Raw genomic sequence first — 22778 nt, forward strand, 5'->3', positions numbered from 1 at the left:
CAGCCACCCTCACCGGTTGCAACCCGTGCACTTGGCTACACCCTGCGCAGCTCGCTATTTGCTCAGGTTCCAGCCACCCTCACAGGTTGTAACCCGCGCACTTGGCTACAACCTGCGCAGCTCGCTACTTGCTTCGGTTTCCGCAACCTGCTCCGGGTACAACAGGAGCAGGTTGCTGGAACCGGAGCAACTTCGGAGCGCGCATCTCCGACTCGAACGTCGAACGGTCCCGCGACCACAACCCGCTCAGGTTCCAGCCACCCTCACAGGTTGTAACCCGCGCACTTGGCTACAACCCGCGCAACCTCGCGACGCGCGGAGCCACCCTCAGAAACCGAGCTTGCCCATCTGCTTCGGATCGCGCTGCCAGTCCTTCGCCACCTTCACGTGCAGGTCGAGGTAGACCCTGGTGCCGAGGAGCTTCTCGATCTGGGTACGGGCGGCTGTCCCCACCTCGCGCAGGCGCGCACCGCCCTTGCCGATCACGATGGCTTTCTGCGACTGCCGCTCGACGTAGAGGATGGCGTGGACGTCGAGCATGTTGTCGTGGCCCTCGCGGGGCAGGACTTCCTCGATGACCACGGCGAGGGAGTGCGGGAGCTCGTCGTGCACCCCTTCCAGGGCGGCCTCACGGATGAGCTCGGCCATCATGGTGTCCTCGGGTTCGTCGGTCAGCTCGCCGTCGGGGTAGAACGCCGGGCCGGGCGGCAGCACGGACGCGAAGACGTCGACCACCACCTCGACCTGCTCGCCCGACGCGGCGGAGACGGGCACCACCTCGGCGTCGCCGCCCAGGAGGTTCGAGACGGCCACCAGCTGTTCCATGAGCCGCTGTTTGGACACCTTGTCGATCTTCGTGACCAGCCCCACCACCGGCGTGCGCGGCGCGTTGGCCCGCACCTGCTCGAGGATGAACCGGTCGCCGGGGCCGATCTTCTCGTCGGCGGGGATGCAGAACCCGATGGCGTCGACCTCGGAGTAGGTGTCGCGCACCAGATCGTTGAGCCGCTGCCCCAGGAGGGTGCGGGGACGGTGCAACCCGGGCGTGTCCACCAGGATCAGCTGCGCGTGGTCCCGGTGCACGATGCCGCGGATGGTGTGGCGCGTGGTCTGCGGGCGTGACGACGTGATCGCGATCTTGCTGCCCACCAGCGCGTTGGTCAGGGTGGACTTGCCGGTGTTCGGCCGGCCCACGAAGCACACGAAGCCGGATCGGAACTCCGTCTCGTCGCCCTGGTCGGTTCCGGTCATCTCCGATGCTCCTCACGCTGCGTCTCGGCACCGTCGGCCGATCCGGGGGTTCCTCTGTCTCGACCCGACTCCCCGTCGGCGTCCTCGTCGTCACGGGTGAGCTTCTCGGCCAGCACCGTGTGCACCCGCACGCGGCCGCGGGCGTCACGCCCACCCTCGGCGATCAGCCGCAGACCGTGCGCCTCGACCACCGAGCCGGGCAGCGGGACGCGGCCGATCTCGTAGGACAGCAGGCCACCCACGGTGTCGACCTCGTCGTTGTCGATCTCGATGTCGAACAGCTCGCCCAGATCCTCGAGCGGGAGCCGGGACGACACGCGAATTCGGCCGTCGTCCAATGGATCCACCGGCGCGACCTCGTCGGTGTCGTACTCGTCCGCGATCTCTCCCACGATCTCCTCGAGCACGTCCTCGATGGTCACCAGTCCGGCCGTGCCGCCGTACTCGTCGACGAGCACGGCCATGTGATTCCGGTCGCGCTGCATGTCGGCCAGCAGGCCGTCGAGGGGCTTGGAGTCGGGCACGAATACGGCCGGCCGCATGATGTCGTCGACCCGGACGCTCCGCCCGCCGTCCGAGGACGTGTAGGTCCGCTCGACGAGGTCCTTCAGGTAGACGATGCCGAGGATGTCGTCGACGTTCTCTCCGATGACGGGGATGCGGGAGTGCCCACTGCGCACGGCGAGGGTGGTGGCCTGGCCGGCCGATTTGCCGCGTTCGATCCACACCATCTCCGTGCGGGGCACCATGACCTCGCGTGCGGAGGTGTCGCCCAGCTCGAAGACGGACTGGATCATCTGGCGTTCCTCGGCGGCCACGACGCCGCGTTCCTGCGCGAGGTCGACCAGTTCCCGCAGTTCGATCTCGGATGCGAACGGCCCGTTGCGAAATCCACGACCGGGCGTGATGGCGTTGCCCACGAGGATCAGCAGTCGGCTGATCGGACTCAGCAGCACGCCCAGCGCCCGGAGCGGGTAGGCCGCGCCGAGGGAGAGGGAGTAGGCGTGCTGACGGCCGAGCGTTCGGGGCCCGACGCCGATGACGACGTAGTCGACCACCACCATCACCGCCGCGGCGACACCGAGCGCGACGGCGGGTTCGAGCAGATCCAGCAGGGCACCCGCGAAGACGACCGTGGAGCCGATCTCGCACAGGATGCGCAGCAGCACCATGAGATTGACGTAGCGGGGCCGGTCGGCGAGCACGCGCAGCAGTTCGACGGCGCCGCCGCGTTGGTCCTTGACCATCTCCTCCACACGCGCCGAGGAGACCGTGTTGATGGCCGAATCGACGGCGGCGAACAGGCCTCCCAGCGGTACCAGCAGCACCGCCAGCACGATGAGGGCCGGAGCGTCGGTCACCGGGTGGACTCACCACCGGGCGAGGTGAAGCCGGTCTTGCCCAGGAGGCGACTGTCGCGTTCGGCGGCCGCGGCCTCGCGCTCGCTGCGGCGCAGGCTCTCGTACCACTCCTCGAGCAGACTGTTCTGGAGACCGAACATCTCCTTCTCCTCGTCCGGCTCCGCGTGGTCGTAGCCCAGCAGGTGCAGCACCCCGTGCACGGTGAGCAGCGCCAACTCATGCGCCAGCGAGTGACCGGCCTTCTCCGCCTGATCGGCTGCGAACGACGGGCACAGCACGATGTCGCCCAGCATGGACGGTCCGGGTTCCGGCGCATCGGGTCGGCCGCCCGGCTCGAGCTCGTCCATCGGGAACGACATCACATCGGTCGGTCCCGGCAGGTCCATCCACCGCATGTGCAGATCGGCCATGGTGGGCGAGTCCACCAGCACCATCGACAACTCCGCCGCCGGGTGGACGTCCATGCGCGCGATGGCGAACCGCGCGACGGAGATCAGGTCCTCCTCGCCGACGTCCATTCCGGATTCGTTGGAGACCTCGATGCTCATGCGATCACCGTAAACGACCGTCGGCGTCCGACCGGAATCACCGGCGACGTGCGGCGCGATTCGGTCCGGCGTTCCCGCGGGCCGCGTCGTGGCGGTCGTAGGCGTCGACGATGCTCGAGACGAGACGATGCCGCACGACGTCCGACGAATCGAGCCGAGCGAAGTGGATGTCGTCGATGTCGGTGAGAATCTCCGTCGCCGCCCGCAGGCCCGACGTCGAGCCGCCCGGCAGGTCCACCTGCGTGATGTCGCCGGTGACCACGATCTTGGAATTGAAGCCGAGCCGGGTCAGGAACATCTTCATCTGCTCGGCGGTGGTGTTCTGCGCCTCGTCGAGAATGATGAACGCGTCGTTGAGCGTGCGGCCACGCATGTACGCCAGCGGCGCGACCTCGATGATCCCGGCCTGCATCAACTTCGGAATCGCCTCGACGTCCATCATGTCGTGCAGTGCGTCGTGCAGCGGGCGCAGGTACGGATCGATCTTGTCGTGCAGCGTGCCGGGCAGGAACCCCAACCGCTCCCCCGCCTCGACCGCCGGCCGGGTCAGGATGATGCGCGAGATCTGCTTCGCCTGCAGTGCCTGCACGGCCTTCGCCATGGCGAGATATGTCTTGCCGGTACCGGCCGGACCCACCCCGAAGACGATGGTGTTGGCGTCGATCGCGTCGACGTAGCGCTTCTGGTTCAGCGTCTTCGGCCGAATCGTCTTGCCGCGACGCGACAGGATGTCCAGGCTGAGCACCTCGGCCGGACTCTCACTGACCCCACCGTGCAGCATCGCGACGGTGCGTCGCACCGCGTCCGGCGTGACCGGACCGCCGGCCGCGACCACCCCGGCCAGTTCGGTCAGCACCCGCTTGCCGACGGCGATGTCCGACGGCACACCGTCGAGCGTCACGACGTTGCCACGCACGTGCACGTCGGCGGACAGCACCTGTTCGAGAGCGCGAAGGTTCTCGTCGGCCGATCCGAGCAGCGGGAACATGACGGCCGGGTCGAGCTCGAACGACTCGGATGTCGCGGGCACAGCGGCTTCGCTGAGCAAGGGGCGGGCGGAGACCCGAGCCGACCGAGCGGCCGAGGAACGAGAAACGTTGTCTGTCACGTGTGCGGTATGGCCTGCTTTCGGTGCTCGTGAACTGCGGCGCTCGTGAACTGCGCTGTCCGTACTGACACCGAGTCTAACCGCGCCCACCGACAGCGCATTCCGATTACTCGGTGGGGTGCGCCGAAGGCGGAACCGGAACCGCGAGAGGCGACCCGCCCGACCACCGGTCGGTCAGCACCCCGATCGCGCCCAACGCCACCGACGCCGCCGTGGACGTCCGCAGCACCGTCGGTCCGAGGACGGTCGGACGGGCCCCGGCCTCGGACAGCGCGGCGAGCTCCTCGTCCGACAGACCGCCCTCCGGTCCGACCACCAGCACGATTCGAGTCGCGGCGCGCAACCCGGCATCCGCCAGAGGCTCGCGCGCCGATTCGTGCAACGCCAACGCCACCCCGCCGTCGCGCACACAGCCGGCGACGAGATCGAGGACGTCGGCCGTCGACGCGAGGTCGGTGACCTCGGGAAAGAGAGCGCGTCGCGACTGCTTGGCCGCGGCCAGCGCCGCGTGGCGCCACTTGGTCACGCCCTTCTCCGCCTTCGGACCGGACCACCGCGAGACGCACCGCGACGCCTGCCACGGCACGACGACGTCGACACCCGCCTCGGTGGCCGACTCCACGGCGAGCTCGGCCCGGTCGGACTTCGGCAGGGCCTGCACGACGGTCACGGGCGGCGTCGGCGCGGGCACCGTCCGGACGTCGTCGACGACGAAGTCCAGGGTGTCGCGCGCGGTCCCGGTCACCTCGACCGTGGCCAGCGTTCCCCGTCCGTCGGACAGCACGATGTGCTCACCGGTGACGGTGCGCCGCACCGTCACCGCGTGGCGCCCCTCCGGACCGGCCAACACCCCGCGCGCTCCGATCGGCGGCACGTCGGCCAGGTGATAGACGCTGGCGACCACGGATCAGCGGGAGAACGCGTCGCGCAGGCGCGAGAACAGACCGCCCGTGTGCTGGGACGACGTGGTGACCACCTCGGCGTGATCGCGCTCACGGTGCTTGCGCAGTTGCTTGAGCAGTTTGGTCTCGGTGGAGTCGAGACGGGCGGGAATCACCACCTCGAGGTGCGCGTGCAGATCGCCGCGGACACCGCTGCGCAGCTTGGGCATGCCGTGTCCGCGCAGGACCTGCACGGCACCCGGCTGCGTTCCGGGGTCGATGGAGATCTCGGTGGGTCCGCCGAGGATCTCCTCGATGGTCACCTGCGTCCCCAGCGCCGCCTCGGCCATCGGCACCCGGATGGTGCAGTGCAGGTCGTCGCCGTCACGCACGAACGTCGAGTGGGTCTTCTCGACCACCTCGGCGTAGACGTCCCCGGCGGGACCGCCGCCGGGGCCGACCTCGCCCTGGCCCGCGAGCCGGATGCGCATGCCGCTGCCGACCCCGGCGGGCACCTTCACCGCCAGGTCACGACGCGCACGAACCCGTCCGTCGCCCGCGCACTTGCGGCACGGATCCGGGATCGTCTCGCCGGCACCGCGGCAGGTGGGGCACGGACGCGCGGTCATCACCTGGCCGAGGAACGACCGCTGCACCGACTGGACCTCGCCGGCGCCGCCGCAGGTCTCGCAGCGCACGGGCTTCGAGTCACCGTTGGTGCCCGATCCGGTGCACACGTCGCACAGGATCGCCGTGTCCACGGCGATGTGCTTGGTCACGCCGGTGGCGCACTCCTCCAGAGTGAGCGTGGTGCGCAGCAGCGAATCCGAGCCCGGCTGCACCCGGCCGCGGGGACCGCGGGTGCCGCCGCCTCCGCCGCCGAAGAAGGCCTCGAAGACGTCGCCGAGACCGCCACCGAAGCCGGCGCCGCCGAAGCCGCCCGCGCCTCCGCCGCCGCTCTCGAGCGGGTCGCCGCCGAGGTCGACGATGCGGCGCTTCTCCGGGTCGGACAGCACCTCGTAGGCCGCGCTGATGTCCTTGAACTTGGACTGCGCGGCCTCGTCGGGGTTGACGTCCGGGTGGTACTCCCGCGCGAGCTTGCGGTAGGCGCGTTTGATCTCCTGGTCGCTGGCCTTGCTGTCGACGCCCAGGGTGCCGTAGTAATCGCGTGCCACGTGAGTGCTCATGTCCTCTGTGTCGTGTTCGTGGTCGTACTAGGTGCGTGCAGTGGTCGTACAGGTCGTGGTCGGGTACCCGCGCGCGTCAGCGTTCCGCGAGCACTTCGCCGATGTACCGGGCCACCGCCGCCACGGAGGCGATGGTGCCGGGATAGTCCATCCGTGTCGGTCCGAGAACGCCGAGACCGCCGAGAATGTTTCCCGCGGAACCGTAGCCGGTGGACACCACGGACGCGCCGCGCATCTCCTCCACCTTGGTCTCCTCGCCGATCTGCACCGTCACCCGCCCCGTCTCCTGGGTCGCGGCGAGCAGCTTGAGAACCACCACCTGCTCTTCCAGCGCCTCGAGGACGGACCGCAGCGAGCCGGGGAATCCGCTGAGCGCGGCGAAGTCGGCGGCGTTGCGGGTGAGGTTCGCGGTGCCGCCGAGCACCAGACGCTCCTCGGGGTGTTCGACCAGCGTCTCGACCAGCACGGTCGCTGATCTGATCACGGCGTCCCGCAGATCGTCCGGGGCGTTGTCGGCCAGTTCCGACACGGCGATCGACGCCTGCGCCAGACGCTTGCCCTCCAGCGCCCCGCCGAGAAGGGCACGGAGGCGGGCCAGGTCGTCGTCGCCGAGGACGTCGCCGAGTTCGACGATGCGCTGGTCCACCCGGCCGGAGTCGGTGATCAGCACCAGCAGCAGCCGTGCCGGCGTCAACGCGACCACCTCGAGGTGACGCACCGAGGACGCCGACAGCGTGGGGTACTGGACGACGGCGACCTGCCGGGTCAGCTGCGCCAGGAGTCGGACGCCCCGACGTAGCACGTCGTCGAGATCGACGCCCGAATCCAGGAACTGCAGGATGGCTCGCCGCTCGGCGGCGGACAGCGGCTTGACGTCCGCGATGCGATCGACGAACTGGCGGTATCCCTTGTCGGTGGGGATGCGGCCGGAGCTGGTGTGCGGTTGGGTGATGTACCCCTCCGCCTCGAGCACGGCCATGTCGTTGCGCACGGTGGCGCTGGACACTCCCAGGTTGTGGCGCTCGACCAACGCCTTCGATCCGATCGGCTCCTGGGTGGCGACGTAATCGGCCACCAGAGCACGGAGGACCTGGAAACGTCGATCCTCGGTCGTCGACACTCGTTCCTCCCTCACGCTCGTCCTGCCCGACCAGCCGATTCTAGTCGCCGGCCGGCGGCCCTACCCCGTGTGGCCGACCACCTCTACTGTGACGTGAGTGATCTTCAAGGGAGTGCGCGACGGCAAGCCGTATCCCGAGCACGGTCTGTCCCTTCGGGACTGGTCCAAGATCCCGCCGCGGCAGCTGCGGCTCGACGAGATCGTGACCACCACCAAGGTGCTCGAACTCGACCGGCTTCTGTCCGAGGACAGCACGTTCTACGGAGACCTGTTCCCGCACGCGGTGCATTTCCGCGGCGTCGTCTACCTCGAGGACGGTCTGCACCGGGCCGTGCGCGCGGCGCTGCGGAATCGCACCGTGCTGCACGCCCGGGTCTTCGACTACGACGCGATCATGGGGTAGGTGCCGGCCGAGCCCGCTCAGTCGAGCACGTCCCGGACGACGCCGTCGGCGAGGAGTCGTCCGCGGTCGGTGAGGACGTAGCGATCGCCGCGGCGGTCGAGCAGTCCGGACCGGACGGCGTCGTCGGCCCGGTCGCGCTCCGCCGGGTGCAGGTCCTCGGCCGCGACACCAGTACGCAGTCGCACGGTGAGCATCACGCGCTCGAGGTGGCGTTCGTCGTCGGTCAACACCTCGCTGTCGGCGACGGGCAGCAGTCCACCGGCCAGGGTCTCGGCGTAGCGGGCGGGGTGCTTGACGTTCCAGAACCGGGTGCCGCCGACGTGACTGTGGGCCCCGGGGCCGATCCCCCACCAGTCCCCGCCGTCCCAGTAGCCGAGGTTGTGTCGGCAGGCGGCGCCCTCGCCGCGGGCGAAGTTGGACACCTCGTACCAGGCGAAACCGGCCGCGCCGAGCGTCGCGTCGATCCGTTCGTAGCGGGCCGCGAGGACGTCGTCGTCGGGCATGGGGATCTCGCCGCGTCGGACGCGACGAGCCAGCGCCGTGCCGTCCTCGACGATGAGCGCGTAGGCCGAGACGTGGTCGACGCCGGCGTCGATCACGGCGGCGAGCGACGCGTCGAGGTCGGCGTCCTCCTCGCCGGGGGTGCCGTAGATGAGATCGAGGTTGACGTGCGTGAAGCCCGCGTCGGCCGCCTCCCGGGCCGCCGCGACGGCGCGACCGGGCGTGTGAGTCCGATCGAGGGCGGCGAGCACGTGCGGCGCCGCGGACTGCATGCCCAGCGAGACGCGGGTGTAGCCGGCCGCGCGGATGCCGTCGAAGAAGGCCGGAGAGGTCGACTCGGGATTCGACTCGGTGGTCACCTCGGCGTCCGGCGCCAGGTCGAACGCGGCTCGGGTCGCGTCCAGCAGGTCGGTCAGACCACTCGCCCCGAGCAACGACGGCGTCCCGCCGCCCACGAAGACGGTGTCCACCGTGGGAACGGCCCCGGCCTCGCGCGCGAAGACGGCCGCGGCCGACTCCAGTTCGCGGCGCACGCCGTCGAGCCACGACTGCGGGGACGCGGAGCTGCCCAGCTCCCCCGCGGTGTAGGTGTTGAAGTCGCAGTAGCCGCACCGCGTCGCGCAGAAGGGAACGTGGAGGTAGAGCCCGAACGGGTGGGCGGGCCGCGAGAACGCCGCGCTCGGCAGCGGATGCGCCGCCGCAGTGGCGAGGGGTGGAGAGGTCACCGTGTCCATTGTCCTCCCCCGGTCCCGGGGCGTACGACGGGAGTGTCCGCCCGCCGTGGCAGAATGTGGCGCATGACCGTCGTGGAGATCATGCTGGTGGCTCGCCGCCACGTCGATCTCGCGCGCGTCTGCAGCTGTCTGGGGCCCATCGTCTGACCTTCCCGCCAGCCCGCACACTCCCGGCCGGTCGGGGACGAGGTGTGCGGACCAGCCCTCCGGACCCTCTCGCTCCCGCCCGCGCCCCGAATCCTCTGGAGCGCGAACTTCGTGACGACACCTGAGACCGCATCCCCCGCACCCCGCGCGCGATCGCCGCGGCCGGCCAAGCGCCGGTCCGAGGGCCAGTGGGCGCTGGGCTACCGGGAACCGCTGAACCCGAACGAGCAGAACAAGAAGGACGACAACCCGCTCAACGTGCGGGCGCGGATCGAGAACATCTACTCCAAGCAGGGCTTCGACAGCATCGACAAGAGCGATCTGCGGGGCCGGTTCCGCTGGTGGGGTCTCTACACCCAGCGCGAGCAGGGATACGACGGCACGTTCACCGGCGACGAGAACATCGACCTCCTCGAGGCGAAGTACTTCATGATGCGCATTCGCTGCGACGCGGGCGCCCTGACCGCGCAGCAGCTGCGCACCCTCGGCGAGATCTCCACGGAGTTCGGCCGCGATACCGCCGACCTCTCCGATCGGGAGAACGTCCAGTACCACTGGATCCGGGTGGAGGACGTACCCGAGATCTGGCGTCGCATCGAAGCGGTCGGCCTGAAGACCACCGAGGCCTGCGGCGACTGCCCGCGCGTCGTCCTCGGTTCGCCGCTCGCCGGGGAGTCGCTCGACGAGGTGCTCGATCCCACCCCCGCCATCGACGCGATCGTCGAGCGGTACATCGGCAAGCCCGAGTACTCGAACCTGCCGCGCAAGTTCAAGACCGCCATCTCCGGCCAGCAGGACGTGGTCCACGAGGTCAACGACGTGGCGTTCATCGGCGTGAACCACCCGGAGCACGGCCCCGGCCTCGACCTCTGGGTCGGCGGCGGACTGTCCACCAACCCGATGCTCGCGCAGCGTCTCGGCGTGTGGGTGCCTCTCGACGAGGTGCCCGACGTGTGGGAGGGCGTGGTCTCGATCTTCCGCGACTACGGCTACCGCCGCCTCCGCAACAAGGCGCGGCTGAAGTTCCTGGTCAAGGACTGGGGCGTCGAGAAGTTCCGCGAGGTCCTCGAGACCGAGTACCTGAAGCGGCCGCTGCTCGACGGGCCGGCGCCGGAGAAGCCGACGCGCCCCATCGACCACGTCGGCGTGCAGAAGCTGAAGAACGGGCTGAACGCGGTGGGCCTCGCCCCGATCGCGGGTCGAGTGTCCGGCACCATCCTGCAGAAGGTGGCCGATGCCGCCGAGCGAGCCGGCTCGGACCGCATGCGGTTCACCCCGTACCAGAAGCTCATCGTCCTCGACATCGCCGACGAGAAGCTGGAGCAGTTCATCGCCGAGATGGACGCACTGGGGTTGCCCGCGCGGCCGTCCGCATGGCGCCGAAACCTCATGGCGTGCAGCGGTATCGAGTTCTGCAAGCTGTCCTTCGCCGAGACCCGCAAACGGTCGCAGGTGCTGGTGCCCGAGCTCGAGGAGCGGCTGGCGGACATCAACGCGCAGCTCGACGTGCCGATCACCGTGAACATCAACGGCTGCCCCAACAGCTGCGCGCGCTCGCAGGTGGCCGACATCGGGTTCAAGGGTCAGCTGGTCGACGACGGCAACGGTGGCCAGGTGGAGGGCTTCCAAGTCCACCTCGGCGGCAGCCTCGGCTTCGACAGCGCGTTCGGCCGCAAGCTGCGCCAGCACAAGGTCACGAGCACCGAGCTCGGCGACTACATCGACCGTGTGGTGCGCAACTTCGTCAAGCACCGCACGGAGGGCGAGCGCTTCGCCCAGTGGGCCGTGCGCGCGGACGACGCGGACCTGCAGTGACGCGCGTCGGGAATCGGGAACCGCGGGGTGGCGTTCGTCACCACGTCACCACCTCCTCGCGAAAGGGTGCGTCATGAGCGTTGCCACTCACCGCCATCTGTCCGAGCAGCAACTCCGGGAGATCGCCGAGCGCGGCGCTCGTGATCTCGTCGACGCCTCGGCCGAGGATCTGCTCCGGTGGACCGAGGACACGTTCGGCGACGACTACATCGTCGCCTCCAACATGCAGGACGCAGTGCTGGTGCACCTCGCCGCGCAGATCCACCCCGGCGTGGACGTGCTGTTCCTCGAGACCGGCTACCACTTCCCCGAGACGATCGGCACGCGCGACGCGGTCGAGCAGGTCTACGGCGTCAACGTCATCGACGCGTCCACCACCGTGTCGGTCGCCGAGCAGGACCGCCTCGAGGGCAAGGACCTCTTCGCGCGCGACCCGGCCCGCTGCTGCGCCCTCCGCAAGGTGGTGCCGCTGAAGCGGGAGCTCGCCAACTACAGCGCCTGGGTCACCGGGATCCGGCGGGTCGAGGCGCCCACCCGTGCCAACGCCCCCCTGGTCTCGTTCGACGAGGCGTTCGGTCTGGTGAAGATCAACCCCATTGCGGCGTGGTCGGACGACGACATGCAGGACTACATCGACCGCCACGGCATCCTCGTCAATCCCCTGGTGGCGGAGGGCTATCCGTCCATCGGGTGCGCGCCGTGCACCGCCAAGCCCGCCCCCGGAGCGGATCCGCGCAGCGGCCGTTGGGCGGGAAGCACCAAGACCGAGTGCGGTCTGCACTCCACCGAGGAAGGAACGCGATGACCGCGGCGACCGAACGGGTCGTCGACGTCACCCACGTCGACGAACTCCGCGCTCTCGAAGCGGAGTCCGTGCACATCATCCGAGAGGTCGTCGCCGAGCTCGAGCGCCCGGTGCTGCTCTTCTCGGCCGGCAAGGACTCCATCGTCCTCCTGCGGTTGGCGGAGAAGGCGTTCCGGCCGTCGCCGGTACCGTTCCCGGTCATGCACGTCGACACCGGGCACAACTTCCCGGAGGTCATCGAGTTCCGCGACCGGCGGCTCGCCGAGGCCGGCCATCGCCTGGTCGTCGCGTCGGTCCAGGAGTCGATCGACTCCGGGCGCGTGCGCGAGATCGGCGGTCCCAGCGGATCGCGCAACCGTCTGCAGACCCGCACGTTGCTGGACGCGTTGGAGGCCAACAAGTTCGACGCCGCGTTCGGCGGCGCGCGTCGCGACGAGGAGCGCGCTCGCGCCAAGGAACGCGTCCTCAGCTTCCGTGACGAGTTCGGGCAGTGGGATCCCCGCGCGCAGCGACCGGAACCGTGGTCGCTCTACAACGGCCGGATCAAGCGCGGCGAGCAGGTGCGAGTGTTCCCGCTGAGCAACTGGACCGAACTCGACATCTGGCGCTACATCGAGCTCGAGCAGCTGGAGCTGCCCTCCATCTACTTCGCGCACGAGCGCGAGGTCTTCGAGCGTGACGGCATCCTGCTCGCCACCTCGGAGCACACCTCCCCGACCGAGCACGAGCAGGCTCGTGTCGAGACCGTGCGCTACCGCACGGTGGGTGACCTGACCATCACCGGGGCGGTGCGGTCGCAGGCCACCGACATCGCGGGCGTGATCCGGGAGATCTCCGCCGCCACCGTCTCCGAGCGCGGGGAGACCCGCGCCGACGACCGCACGTCCAGCGCCGCCATGGAAGATCGCAAACGCGAGGGGTACTTCTGATGACCGTCACCGACGTTCGGCCCGGTGCCGACGCCTCCCCCGACTCCGGCGGCGTGGCCCCGCGCCAACTGCTGCGCATCGCCACCGCCGGGTCGGTCGACGACGGCAAGTCGACGCTCATCGGACGGCTGCTGCACGACACCGACAGCCTGCCGCTGGACCACCTCGAGTCCGTGACGGACGAGGACGGCGTCGCCGACCTCGCCGCGTTGTCGGACGGTCTGCGCGCCGAGCGCGAGCAGGGCATCACCATCGACGTGGCGTACCGGTTCTTCTCCACCCCCACGCGCAGCTACGTCCTCGCGGACACGCCGGGCCACGAGCGGTACACCCGCAACATGTTCACCGGCGCGTCCAACGCCAACGTCGCCATCCTGCTCGTCGACGCGCGCGCGGGAGTGCTACGCCAGACGCGGCGCCACGCCCGCATCGCGACGCTCGTCGGCGTGGACCGGCTGGTGGCCACCGTCAACAAGATGGACATCGTCGGCTATGACGAAGCCCGATTCCGCGCCGTCGAGGCCGAACTGGTCGCTCTCGGCGCGCGCCTGGGCACCGAGATCCTCGTCATCCCCATCGCCGCGAAGCCGGGCGACAACGTCGTCCACCGCTCGGCGGCGATGCCGTGGTACGACGGGCCGACGCTGCTCGATCATCTCGAGGGCATCGACCTGGCCGCCCCGGCTCCGGTGGCGACCGAACTGCGTCTGCCGGTGCAGTGGGTCTCGCGTCCCACGGTCGGTGAGCGCCGCCGCTACACCGGCCGCCTGTCCGCCGGAACGCTGCAGGTCGGCGACCCGGTCGTCGCGCTCCCGTCGGGCTCGCGCAGCGTGGTCACCGCGCTGGACACGCTGGACGAGAACCGCGACGTGGCGGTCGCTCCCCTGAGCGTGTCGGTAGAACTGGCCGACGACATCGACGTCGCGCGCGGCGACGTGCTGGTCAGCGGCCGTGAGGGCGCGCACCTGCCCGTCCTGGCCCGCGAGATCGACGCGACGGTGTGTTGGCTCGGTGAGCAGCCCGTCGCCGTCGGCGATCGCGTGGCTCTCAAACACACGACGACGACGGTGCGGGCCACCGTGCACCGCATCCACTCGCGTCTGGACCCGGAGACCCTCGACGAGACCGCGGGCCCGTCGGCGCTGTCCCTCAACGACATCGCCCGGGTCACGCTGCGCACCAGCGCGGTCGTCGTCAGCGACGACTACGTGGACAATCGCGATGCCGGGGCGTTCATCCTCGTCGACGAACACACCAACGACACCGTCGCCGCCGGCATCGTGGAAGGCGCGCGGGGCATCGCGGACCGAGGCGAGTCGGTCGCGTGGACGCCCTCGGCCCTGCCCGCCGACGACCGTGCCGCCCGTACGGGCCAACGCGGTGCCGTCCTGCTGCTGGTGAATCCGGACGGCGTCGCCGCGTCGGCCGCCGGCATCGAGGACGCGCTCACCGCGCGCGGACGCAACGCGTACGCACTCGACGGCGCAGCACTGCGCAGTGCGCTCGATCTGTCCCCCGACGCCCGCTCCGCGGCGATCCACCTCGCTCGGGTCGCGCGGCTGCTCGCCGACGCGGGCGTGGTGGCCGTGCTCGCCCTCGACGCCGCGGATCCGGCCGTCCTGGCGGCCGTCCACCAGGAGATCGACGCTGCGGGCGTGGAGCGGCACGACGTCACGGACGCGGACGCCGCGCTCCGGGTGCTCGGTCTGGCGTAGAGATCGGCCGCCCGGCCGTCAAGACCGCGTCAGCGCGGTGACGGCCGGGCTACCGAGCGGGCAGTCTCGCGGGGTGACCTTGCGTGAGACGCTCCCCTCGCTCCTGTCCGACACCGCGGACCTGTTGTGGCCCAGCGATGTTCACTACCGCTCCGGTGTCCTGGCCGCGCGGGGCTCGGACAGTGACCACCTGCTCCCGGACCTCGTCGACCGCGCCGGCGACGCCGCCGTGGTGCGGACCGCGTCGGGCACTCTGGTGGCGGTCGTCCGCGCGGTGGCCGTCGTGCACGACCACGGACTGCTGCGCGTGGTCACCACTGGAACCCCCAGCGGCAGTCGTCCCGCGCGTGCGCGGGTGGCGTCGCGCCACGCCCTCGCTCGGCCCGTTCCGGTCCGCCTCTGCACCGCGGGAGTCTGCCTGTGCCCCGCCGTCGACCTCGCCGCCGACGTGCGCGCCGGCGACGTCCTGGCTCTGGTGTCCGCCGCCGGCGGGGCCCCGATCGCGGGACCGGTGATCGATCTCGGTATTCAGCCGAGGGGCGCGGAACCGGTGATGGTCGGAACGCGCGTCGCTCGCACGTACACCGTCTCGCCGCTGGTCAGGCCGAGCGCCTCGTTGTCGCCGCGGGTGATCTGAGCGAAGAAGAGCTCACCCGTGGCCGCGTTGCGCAGCTCCACTCGTACCTCGAAACCGAGGTGGACGACGCGCTCGACGGTCGCCCGCAGCACGCCGGCGCTCTCCGCAGTGCCTTCCTCCTGAGCCCGAGCCAGATCCGGTGTCCGACCGACTCTGATGTCGTGGGGACGCACCATCTGACCGTTCACGCGGGAGACGTCGCCGAGGAAGGACATGACGAAGTCGTTGGCCGGCCGGTCGTACAGATCGCGGGGCGTCCCAACCTGCTCGATGCGCCCGGCGTTCATCACGGCGATCCGATCGGCGACGTCGAGCGCCTCTTGCTGGTCGTGGGTCACGAGCACCGTGGTGACGTGGACGTCGTCGTGCAACCGGCGCAGCCAGGTCCGTAGGTCCGCGCGGACCTTGGCATCGAGCGCTCCGAAGGGCTCGTCCAGCAGCAATACTCGGGGGTCGACGGCGAGCGCACGCGCGAGCGCCATGCGTTGGCGCTGCCCACCGGACAGCTGCGCCGGAAATCGCGTCTGAAAACCGGTGAGACCGACGATATCGAGCAGCTGGTCGACCCGGTCGTCGATCTCGGCCTTCGGGCGCTTGCGGATCTCCAGTCCGAAGGCCACGTTCTTGCGCACGGTGAGGTGCTTGAACGCGGCGTAGTGCTGGAAGACGAAGCCGATGTCGCGCTTCTGCGGGCTGACGCTGGTGACGTCGTCACCGGCGATCACCACCGCTCCGCCGTCCAGCTCCTCGAGCCCGGCAATGGACCGCAGTAGCGTCGACTTGCCCGACCCGGACGGGCCGAGCAGCGCGGTCAGCGAGCCGGACGGGATGTCCAGCGAGACGTCGTCGAGAGCGACGAAATCGCCGTACTGCTTCCGCGCGTCGCGGACGGAGATCTCGATGGCGGCGGCCGTGGTGGCCGTGGTGGACGTGGCCGAGTCTGAGCTCACGGTGGTCACTCCTTGGTTCGCTTCCGGTCCAGGACCGTCATCAAGAGCAGGACGACGACGGCGACGGCCATCAGCAGCGTCGACGCCGCGTAGGCGCCGGCCTGGTTGAAGTCCTCGTAGCGGGCGTTCACCAACAGGGTCAACGTCTGCGAGATGCCGGGCAGGTTGGTCGAGACGATGATGACGGCGCCGAACTCACCCAGCGCACGGGCGACGGTGAGGACGACGCCGTAGGTCAGGCCCCAGCGAATGGCCGGCAGGGTGATGCGCCAGAACGTCTGCCAGGACGTCGCGCCCAGCGTCGCGGCGGCTTCTTCCTGTTCCTGGCCGATCTCGTGCAGCACCGGTTCGACCTCGCGGACGACGAACGGCAGGGTGACGAAGATGGTGGCCAGCACCATGCCCGGCAGCGCGAAGATGACGGTGATGCCCCATCCGGCGAGTGCGCCGAACCATCCGCCCGCACCCCACAGCAGGATGAGGGCGACGCCCACGATGACCGGCGACACCGCGAACGGGAGATCCACCACGGCGTGCAGAAGTCCCTTGCCGCGGAAGTTGCCGCGGGCCAGGGCGAGCGCCGTGACCACCCCGAACACCACGTTCAGCGGAACGACGATCGCCACGATGAGCAGCGACAGCTGCAGGGCCGACTGCGCGGCGGGCGTGGTGATCAGCTGGAAGAACTCGACGACGCCGTTCTCGAACGTGCGGTAGAGGATCGCCGCGAGCGGGAAGACGACGAGGATGCCGAGGTAGAGCAGCGCGACCGTGCGCAGCCCGATGCGTGTCCCGGGTGCAAGCTTCATCGCTGCGCCTCCCGTCGAGCGAGGCGGTTGCCGGACACCCGCAACACGAACAACACCACGAACGCGATGGCCAGCAGCACCACCGAGATGGCGGCGGCGTCGACCGGCTGATCGGTCTCGATCTGTTCACGGATGAGCTGCGAGGCGATCTGTGTGTCGCCGGGGATGTTCCCGCCGATCAGCACCACGGAGCCGAACTCGCCGAGAGCGCGGGAGAACGCGAGCCCCGCACCCGAGAGGATCGACGGCAGCAGCACGGGCAGCACCACCCGCCGGAAGACGACGAGGTTGTTCGCCCCGAGGGACGCGGCTGCCTCCTCCACCTCGCGGTCGAGTTCGATCAGCACCGGCTGTACCGCCCGCACCACGAAGGGCAGCGTCACGAACGCGAGCGCCACGATCACGCCCGCCTTGGTGGCGTTCAGGGTGATGCCGACCGGGCTCATGGGTCCGTAGAGCGAGAGCAGGACGAGCGACGCGACGATGGTCGGCAAGGCGAACGGCAGGTCGATGAGGGCGTTGACGATGCCCTTGCCGGGGAAGTCGTCGCGCACGAGCACCCAGGCGATGAGGGTGCCCATCACGACGTTCACCGCCGTCGCGGCGACCGACACCTGCACCGTGACGCGCAACGTCGCCAGGGCTCGGGGGTCGGTCACCGCGTCGAGGAACGCGCCCGGTCCGTCGGAGAGCGAGCGGCTCGCCACCGCGGCGAGCGGGAGCAGAACGATGATCGAGAGCCAGAGGAGGACGGTGCCGAGCGTCAGGGGGCCACCGGGCAGGCCGGAGGCCGGTCGCTTCCTACCGGGCAGGCCGGAGGCCGGTCGCCTTCTCCCGGGCAGGCCGGAGGCCGGTTTTCTACGGCGTCCGACACTGGACCTCTCCGTGGTGCTCATGGTCAGCTCGACGCCTTGTAGATCGCGTTGATGGCACCGTTCTCGCCGAACAGGTCCGCGTCGACCGCGGTCCAGCCACCGAGCTGGTCGATGGTGTACAGCGTGCCGGGCGTCGGGAACTTGTCGGCGAATTCGGCGGCGACACCGGGATCGACCGGCCGGAAGCCGGACTCGGCCCAGATGCGCTGTCCCTCTTCGGTGTACAAGAACTCGTTGAGGGCGTTGGCCTGCTGCAGATTGGCACTCCCCTCGACGACGGCGACAGGGTTGTCGATGCGGAAGGTCTGCTCGGGCACGAAGTGCTCGACGGCCTGACCCTGGCTCTCGAGGAGCAGCGCCTCGTTCTCGTAGCTCAGGAGCACGTCGCCCTGACCCTGCAGGAAGGCTTCCGACGCGGAGCGTCCGGAGTCCGGCTGCACCGGGAAGCGCTCGACGAGCTGGGTGATGTAGTCGAGGCCGGCCTGCCGGTTCTGGCCGCCGTTGCTCACCGCGGCGTAGGGGGCGAGGAGGTTCCACTTGGCCGAGCCGGAGCTGAGAGGGCTGGGGCTGATGACCGACACGTCGGGCCGGATCAGGTCCTCCCAGGTGCGAATGTTCTTCGGGTTCCCCGGGCGCACGACGAACGAGACGACCGAACCGAACGGAACGCCGCCGGTGGCGCTCGCGTTCCAGTCCTCGCTCACCTTGCCCGCCTTGACCAGACGCGTGACGTCGGGCTCCACGGAGAAGTTGACGATGTCCGCGGGCGCGCCGTCGGCGACCTTGCGGGACTGGTTGCCCGAGGCGCCGTAGTCGGCGTTGATCGTGACGTTCTCGCCGGATTCGGTGGCGCGGAACGCTTCTCCGATCGCGTCCCACCCGTTCTTGGGGACGGCGTAGCCGACGAGCGTGAGCGACGGGCCGGAGGTGGTGGCGGCGGATTCACCGACGGTGTCCGACGAGCCGGTGGAGCACGCGGTGAGCGTGAGAGCGGCCACGGCGGCGGTGACGGTGACGGTGAGCAGGCGAACGCGACGAGATCGGAACACGGGGTGAGAACCTCTCGGGAACGGCACGGGGCGCGCGGGCGGCGACGACCGTGGGGCACGACGGGGAGGAAAGGCGAAGCGACCGAGGATGCGTCGGCACGGACACGGCCGAACGCGAAGAGTGTCAGCGACAGTCGACGTCGGCGACGGCCAGCATGCCGACAGCGATCAACGCCAACTGGTGGCGGATCGGTGCGGGCGCGGCGTCGAACACAGCCGAGAATCTAGCAGAGGACTCCGACGTGCCCGTTCTCGACGTGATGCAGACCACGCGGGCCATCACCGCGTGAGCAGCCACGCCACCAGGACGAGCAGCACCAACACGATCAGGGTCAACGTCACACGCGAGCGGGGCACGCTTCTCACTCTCGACTCTCGGTGGCCGCGGGGACGGCACCGGTGGGGCGATCCTCGCCGATCACGCGGCCGGGGTGATCCTTGCCGACCACGCGGCCGGGGTGATCCTTGCCGACCACGCGGCCGGGGCGATCCTTGCCGACCACGCGGCGGCGGGCGTCGAACAGCGCCGACAACACCACGTCGGCCACCACCGCGACCACGGCCGCGGCCGGAACCACCACGGCCAGCACGACGGCGACCTGGGGGACGAACGGCAGCCCGGCGATCCAGAGTTCCACTCCGTCCCACCACGAGGCCACCGCGTTCATCGGTCTGAGCCTAGCCCTCGTGGCACGACGACAGGATCGCCCCTGCGCGTCACCTGGACGCCCGGCCCCCTCGCACCGATGATGTGTCGATGAGCCCGTTCGACGAACAGTCCGCCGTTCCTCGCGTCGCGACGGCCGGAGAGGCGGTGTTCGGTCCGGCCAGTCCGGACGGCGGCGACGAGGGTGGGGCGCTCGACGCGGTCCCCCAGACCACGGCGGGGTGGGCGCCGCATCGCTCGGCCTTCCCGCCCATCGACGACTACGCGTTCCTCTCGGACTGCGAGACGACGTGCCTGATCGCCCGGAACGGGTCGGTGGAGTGGATGTGCGTGCCGCGCCCCGACTCCCCCAGCGTCTTCGGCGCGATCCTGGACCGCGGCGCCGGTCACTTCCGGATCGGCCCGTACGGACAGAACGTGCCGGCCGCGCGTCGCTACCTGCCCGGTGGCCTGATCGTCGAGACCACGTGGCAGACGGAGACGGGCTGGCTGATCGTGCGCGACGCCCTCCTCATGGGGCCCTGGCACAACACCGACGAGCGCTCCCGGACCCACAAGCGGGCGCCGTCGGACTGGGATGCCGAGCACTGCCTGCTGCGCAGCGTCAAATGCGTCAGCGGCACCGTGGAGCTCGAGATGAGCTGCGAGCCCGCCTTCGACTACCACCGCAAGCAGACCGTCTGGGAGTACACCGGCGACGTCTACGAGGAGGCCACCGCCACCGCCCGACCCGAGAATGGTGACCAGCCGACGCTCAAGCTGACGACGAACCTGCGCATCGGGATCGAGGGCCGGGAAGCTCGTGCTCGCACCCGCATGAGCGAGGGCGACAACGTCTTCGTCGCGCTGTCGTGGTCGAGCCTCGAGCCGCCGCGCACCTTCGACGAGGCCGCCGACAAGATGTGGCAGACCGCGGAGTGCTGGCGACAGTGGATCACCATCGGCCGCTTCCCGGACCATCCGTGGCGCGGATTCCTCCAGCGCAGCGCGCTGACTCTGAAAGGCCTGGCCTACGCACCCACCGGCGCGCTGCTCGCTGCCAGCACGACGTCGTTGCCGGAGACCCCCGGCGGTGCCCGTAACTGGGACTACCGGTACGCCTGGGTGCGGGATTCGACCTTCGCCCTCTGGGGTCTCTACACCCTCGGGCTCGATCGTGAGGCGAACGACTTCTTCTCCTTCATCTCCGACGTCACCGGCAACGCCGACGGAGAACCCGTTCCCCTGCAGGTGATGTACGGCATCGGCGGGGAGCGCACCCTCGAGGAGGAGGAACTGAACCACCTCTCGGGATACGACGGCGCGAGCCCCGTCCGCGTCGGCAACGGTGCGTACAACCAACGCCAGCACGACATCTGGGGCACCATGCTCGACTCGGTGTACCTCCACGTCCGCTCGCGTGAGCACGTTCCCGAGTCGCTGTGGCCCCTGCTGAAGCGTCAGGTGGACGAGGCGAAGAAGCACTGGCGGGAGCCCGACCGCGGCATCTGGGAGGTGCGCGGCGAACCCCAGCACTTCACGTCGTCGAAAGTGATGTGCTGGGTCGCCCTCGACCGCGGCGCGAAACTCGCTCTGCTGCACGGGGAGCGTGGGTACGCCGAGGAGTGGAGCGCCGTCGCCGACGAGATCAAGGCCGACATCCTCGAGCACGGCGTCGACGACCGCGGGGTCTTCACGCAGCGTTACGGCGACGACTCGCTGGACGCGTCGCTGCTCCTGGTCGTCCTGCTGCGATTCCTCCCCGCGGACGACGAGCGGGTCCGCGCGACCGTGCTCGCCATCGCCGACGAACTCACCCAGGACGGACTGGTCCTGCGCTACCGCGTCGACACCACCGACGACGGCCTGTCCGGCGAGGAAGGCACCTTCACCATCTGCTCGTTCTGGCTGGTGTCGGCGCTCGTGGAGATCGGGGAACTGCACCGCGCCAAGCGCCTGTGCGAGCGGCTGCTCGGGTACGCCAGCCCCCTCAAGCTCTACGCCGAGGAGATCGACACCACCACCGGCCGCCACCTGGGCAACTTCCCCCAGGCCTTCACCCACCTCGCGCTGATCAACGCGGTCGTGCACGTCATCCGGGCCGAGGAGGCGGCGCAGTCGGGGCAGTTCCAGCCCGCCCACGGCCACTCCTGACTCTTCCTCCGGCCTTCCCGCCGTTTCCGACCGGCCTCCGGCCTTCCCGCCGTTTCCGACCGGCCTCCGGCCTTCCCGCCGTTTCCGACCGGCCTCCGGCCTTCCCGCTGCCCCTTCCTGCGTTCGCGGACCGTGCACCGTCCGCGAACGCAGGAAACGCCCGCGGGAACGGGTGGGGACAGCGGCCCGGACTGTGGACAACCGCGGCTCGACGGACACGTCCGGGTTGGGGCTCGGGTCAGGATCGTGTTCGTGACCCTCTACCACCGCCGCACCGGCGACCACACCGACCGGCAACTGCACGGACTCGTCCGCGACGGCTCCTTGGCGCGGGTTCGGCGCGGCACCTACACCGACGGCAAACTGTGGCGCAGCGCATCCGACGCGGACCGGTACCGCCTCGCGGTCCACGCCGCGATGACCTGTCGCGCGCAGGCCGTCGCCAGCCACGACAGCGCAGCCGCACTGCTGGGTCTGCCGGTGCTCGCGCCCCGCCGCGACCGAGTGCACGTCACCGTCGACGGCCGTGGCGGCGGGAAGACGACGGCGGCGACCGTCGAACACCGGGTGCCCCTGTCCGACGTCGACGTGACCGTCGTCGACGGCGTTCGGGTCACGACGCCGGCCCGCACCGCCCTCGACCTCGCGTGCGTTCGGCCGGCCGTACACGGACTGTGCGCCGTCGAGTCGTCGCTCCGGCTCGGCGCCGAGGACCTACCGGGTGTCCTGAGGCGGATGGGTCGCCGCCACGGGATCCAACTCGCCCGCCGCGCCGTGGAACGGGCCAGTCCGCTCACCGAGAGTCTCGGCGAGTCCTTCTCCCGCGCACTCATACTGGGCTGGCCCGAGATCCCCGAGCCGCGACTGCAGCACGAGTTCCGCGACGAGCACGGACTTTTCGTGGCCCGCACCGACTTCGATTGGGACGGCAGACTGGTCGGCGAGTTCGACGGCGCCGTGAAGTACGAGGGCGGCGGCCTGACCGTGGTCCAGGAGAAGCTCCGCGAGGACGCGCTCCGGGCCCTCGGGGTTCACGTGGTTCGCTGGACCTGGCAGGACCTGCTGCACCCGGAGCGGCTGCGCGCGATCCTCACCAAAGCCCTCGCCCGAGCAATCCGGCCTTCCCGCTGACCCCTCCCGCGTTCGCTGACAG

General features: G+C 69.9%; 22 protein-coding genes. 8 read left to right on the forward strand and 14 right to left on the reverse strand.

All coding sequences use genetic code 11. The features are described from left to right. Nucleotides 1-327 precede the first annotated feature (327 nt). The 7 genes from era to hrcA form a co-directional block, all read right to left on the reverse strand. Complete coding sequence (gene era, locus BMZ18_RS01290; protein ID WP_068361783.1) at nucleotides 328-1251, reverse strand: GTPase Era; 924 nt, start codon at nucleotides 1249-1251, stop codon at nucleotides 328-330. Continuing rightward, nucleotides 1248-2612: a hemolysin family protein gene (locus BMZ18_RS01295; protein WP_068100225.1), complete on the reverse strand. Its 1365-nt coding sequence runs from the start codon at nucleotides 2610-2612 to the stop codon at nucleotides 1248-1250. Before BMZ18_RS01295 ends, era begins: the two co-directional genes overlap by 4 nt. Then, the gene (gene ybeY / locus BMZ18_RS01300) at nucleotides 2609-3160 is read right to left on the reverse strand and encodes an rRNA maturation RNase YbeY (protein ID WP_068100223.1); all 552 of its coding nucleotides are present in this window, start codon (nucleotides 3158-3160) and stop codon (nucleotides 2609-2611) included. Before ybeY ends, BMZ18_RS01295 begins: the two co-directional genes overlap by 4 nt. Nucleotides 3161-3197: 37 nt before the next feature. Continuing rightward, nucleotides 3198-4208: a PhoH family protein gene (locus BMZ18_RS01305; protein WP_068100221.1), complete on the reverse strand. Its 1011-nt coding sequence runs from the start codon at nucleotides 4206-4208 to the stop codon at nucleotides 3198-3200. A gap of 166 nt (nucleotides 4209-4374) precedes the next feature. Beyond that, on the reverse strand, nucleotides 4375-5172 hold the full coding sequence (locus tag BMZ18_RS01310; protein WP_068361780.1) for a 16S rRNA (uracil(1498)-N(3))-methyltransferase: 798 nt from the start codon (nucleotides 5170-5172) through the stop codon (nucleotides 4375-4377). A gap of 3 nt (nucleotides 5173-5175) precedes the next feature. Then, a complete protein-coding gene (gene dnaJ / locus BMZ18_RS01315) occupies nucleotides 5176-6324 on the reverse strand; it encodes a molecular chaperone DnaJ (RefSeq protein WP_068105321.1) in 1149 nt (382 codons plus the stop codon). Nucleotides 6325-6412: 88 nt separating this feature from the next. Next, nucleotides 6413-7456: a heat-inducible transcriptional repressor HrcA gene (gene hrcA, locus BMZ18_RS01320; RefSeq protein ID WP_068361777.1), complete on the reverse strand. Its 1044-nt coding sequence runs from the start codon at nucleotides 7454-7456 to the stop codon at nucleotides 6413-6415. A gap of 97 nt (nucleotides 7457-7553) precedes the next feature. Here hrcA and BMZ18_RS01325 point away from each other — a divergent pair, with 97 nt between their 5' ends. Next, entirely contained in the window at nucleotides 7554-7859 is a 306-nt protein-coding gene (locus tag BMZ18_RS01325; RefSeq protein ID WP_068100215.1) for a type II toxin-antitoxin system VapB family antitoxin, read from the forward strand. Nucleotides 7860-7876: 17 nt separating this feature from the next. Here the strand turns inward: BMZ18_RS01325 and hemW are convergent, their stop codons facing one another. After that, nucleotides 7877-9094, reverse strand: a complete 1218-nt coding sequence (gene hemW, locus BMZ18_RS01330; RefSeq protein WP_068361774.1) for a radical SAM family heme chaperone HemW — start codon at nucleotides 9092-9094, stop codon at nucleotides 7877-7879. A gap of 258 nt (nucleotides 9095-9352) precedes the next feature. On the opposite strand from hemW, the gene BMZ18_RS01335 reads away from it, so the two are divergent. The 5 genes from BMZ18_RS01335 to BMZ18_RS01355 all read left to right on the forward strand — a co-directional run bounded on the left by BMZ18_RS01335 (nucleotide 9353) and on the right by BMZ18_RS01355 (nucleotide 15142). Beyond that, nucleotides 9353-11056: a nitrite/sulfite reductase gene (locus BMZ18_RS01335; RefSeq protein WP_068100211.1), complete on the forward strand. Its 1704-nt coding sequence runs from the start codon at nucleotides 9353-9355 to the stop codon at nucleotides 11054-11056. A 73-nt stretch (nucleotides 11057-11129) separates the two neighbouring features. Next, nucleotides 11130-11861 (forward strand): phosphoadenylyl-sulfate reductase, encoded by a 732-nt coding sequence (locus BMZ18_RS01340; protein WP_068100209.1) that lies wholly within the window; start codon nucleotides 11130-11132, stop codon nucleotides 11859-11861. Then, entirely contained in the window at nucleotides 11858-12790 is a 933-nt protein-coding gene (gene cysD / locus BMZ18_RS01345) for a sulfate adenylyltransferase subunit CysD (protein ID WP_068361772.1), read from the forward strand. Before BMZ18_RS01340 ends, cysD begins: the two co-directional genes overlap by 4 nt. Next, the gene (locus BMZ18_RS01350; RefSeq protein ID WP_068361770.1) at nucleotides 12790-14505 is read left to right on the forward strand and encodes a GTP-binding protein; all 1716 of its coding nucleotides are present in this window, start codon (nucleotides 12790-12792) and stop codon (nucleotides 14503-14505) included. The genes cysD and BMZ18_RS01350 overlap by 1 nt, the downstream gene beginning before the upstream one ends. A 73-nt stretch (nucleotides 14506-14578) precedes the next feature. Beyond that, nucleotides 14579-15142, forward strand: a complete 564-nt coding sequence (locus BMZ18_RS01355) for a hypothetical protein (RefSeq protein ID WP_074921683.1) — start codon at nucleotides 14579-14581, stop codon at nucleotides 15140-15142. On the opposite strand, the gene BMZ18_RS01360 is transcribed toward BMZ18_RS01355, so the two are convergent. The 6 genes from BMZ18_RS01360 to BMZ18_RS01380 form a co-directional block, all read right to left on the reverse strand. Continuing rightward, nucleotides 15034-16044 (reverse strand): sulfate/molybdate ABC transporter ATP-binding protein, encoded by a 1011-nt coding sequence (locus tag BMZ18_RS01360; RefSeq protein ID WP_068361870.1) that lies wholly within the window; start codon nucleotides 16042-16044, stop codon nucleotides 15034-15036. The genes BMZ18_RS01355 and BMZ18_RS01360 overlap by 109 nt on opposite strands. 53 nt (nucleotides 16045-16097) lie before the next feature. Then, nucleotides 16098-16901, reverse strand: coding sequence for a sulfate ABC transporter permease subunit CysW (cysW, locus tag BMZ18_RS01365; protein WP_068100200.1), 804 nt, complete (start codon nucleotides 16899-16901; stop codon nucleotides 16098-16100). Next, nucleotides 16898-17797, reverse strand: coding sequence for a sulfate ABC transporter permease subunit CysT (cysT, locus tag BMZ18_RS01370; RefSeq protein ID WP_074921684.1), 900 nt, complete (start codon nucleotides 17795-17797; stop codon nucleotides 16898-16900). Before cysT ends, cysW begins: the two co-directional genes overlap by 4 nt. Before the next feature lie 2 nt (nucleotides 17798-17799). Next, nucleotides 17800-18825 carry a sulfate ABC transporter substrate-binding protein gene (locus BMZ18_RS01375; protein ID WP_082894941.1) on the reverse strand — a complete coding sequence of 342 codons (1026 nt, stop codon included), beginning with the start codon at nucleotides 18823-18825 and terminating at the stop codon, nucleotides 17800-17802. Nucleotides 18826-18949: 124 nt separating this feature from the next. Continuing rightward, nucleotides 18950-19039 (reverse strand): Ms4533A family Cys-rich leader peptide, encoded by a 90-nt coding sequence (locus tag BMZ18_RS20235; protein ID WP_315774172.1) that lies wholly within the window; start codon nucleotides 19037-19039, stop codon nucleotides 18950-18952. 148 nt (nucleotides 19040-19187) lie between these two features. After that, entirely contained in the window at nucleotides 19188-19493 is a 306-nt protein-coding gene (locus BMZ18_RS01380) for a hypothetical protein (RefSeq protein WP_068361767.1), read from the reverse strand. Nucleotides 19494-19639: 146 nt separating this feature from the next. On the opposite strand from BMZ18_RS01380, the gene BMZ18_RS01385 reads away from it, so the two are divergent. Both BMZ18_RS01385 and BMZ18_RS01390 read left to right on the forward strand, forming a co-directional pair. Then, a complete protein-coding gene (locus BMZ18_RS01385) occupies nucleotides 19640-21625 on the forward strand; it encodes a glycoside hydrolase family 15 protein (RefSeq protein WP_308124853.1) in 1986 nt (661 codons plus the stop codon). A 252-nt stretch (nucleotides 21626-21877) separates the two neighbouring features. Then, entirely contained in the window at nucleotides 21878-22756 is an 879-nt protein-coding gene (locus tag BMZ18_RS01390) for a type IV toxin-antitoxin system AbiEi family antitoxin (RefSeq protein ID WP_139203706.1), read from the forward strand. Nucleotides 22757-22778: the final 22 nt, after the last annotated feature.

The sequence above is a fragment of the Rhodococcoides kroppenstedtii genome (assembly GCF_900111805.1).
Classification (GTDB): domain Bacteria; phylum Actinomycetota; class Actinomycetes; order Mycobacteriales; family Mycobacteriaceae; genus Rhodococcoides; species Rhodococcoides kroppenstedtii.

Bases quoted from the DNA above. Each gene is read 5' to 3' on its own strand.
- era (WP_068361783.1), bottom strand. From the start codon at position 1,251: ATGACCGGAACCGACCAGGGCGACGAGACGGAGTTCCGATCCGGCTTC.
- ybeY (WP_068100223.1), bottom strand. From the start codon at position 3,160: ATGAGCATCGAGGTCTCCAACGAATCCGGAATGGACGTCGGCGAGGAG.
- hemW (WP_068361774.1), bottom strand. From the start codon at position 9,094: ATGGACACGGTGACCTCTCCACCCCTCGCCACTGCGGCGGCGCATCCG.
- BMZ18_RS01340 (WP_068100209.1), top strand. From the start codon at position 11,130: ATGAGCGTTGCCACTCACCGCCATCTGTCCGAGCAGCAACTCCGGGAG.
- cysD (WP_068361772.1), top strand. From the start codon at position 11,858: ATGACCGCGGCGACCGAACGGGTCGTCGACGTCACCCACGTCGACGAA.
- BMZ18_RS01350 (WP_068361770.1), top strand. From the start codon at position 12,790: ATGACCGTCACCGACGTTCGGCCCGGTGCCGACGCCTCCCCCGACTCC.
- cysW (WP_068100200.1), bottom strand. From the start codon at position 16,901: ATGAAGCTTGCACCCGGGACACGCATCGGGCTGCGCACGGTCGCGCTG.
- cysT (WP_074921684.1), bottom strand. From the start codon at position 17,797: ATGAGCACCACGGAGAGGTCCAGTGTCGGACGCCGTAGAAAACCGGCC.
- BMZ18_RS01380 (WP_068361767.1), bottom strand. From the start codon at position 19,493: ATGAACGCGGTGGCCTCGTGGTGGGACGGAGTGGAACTCTGGATCGCC.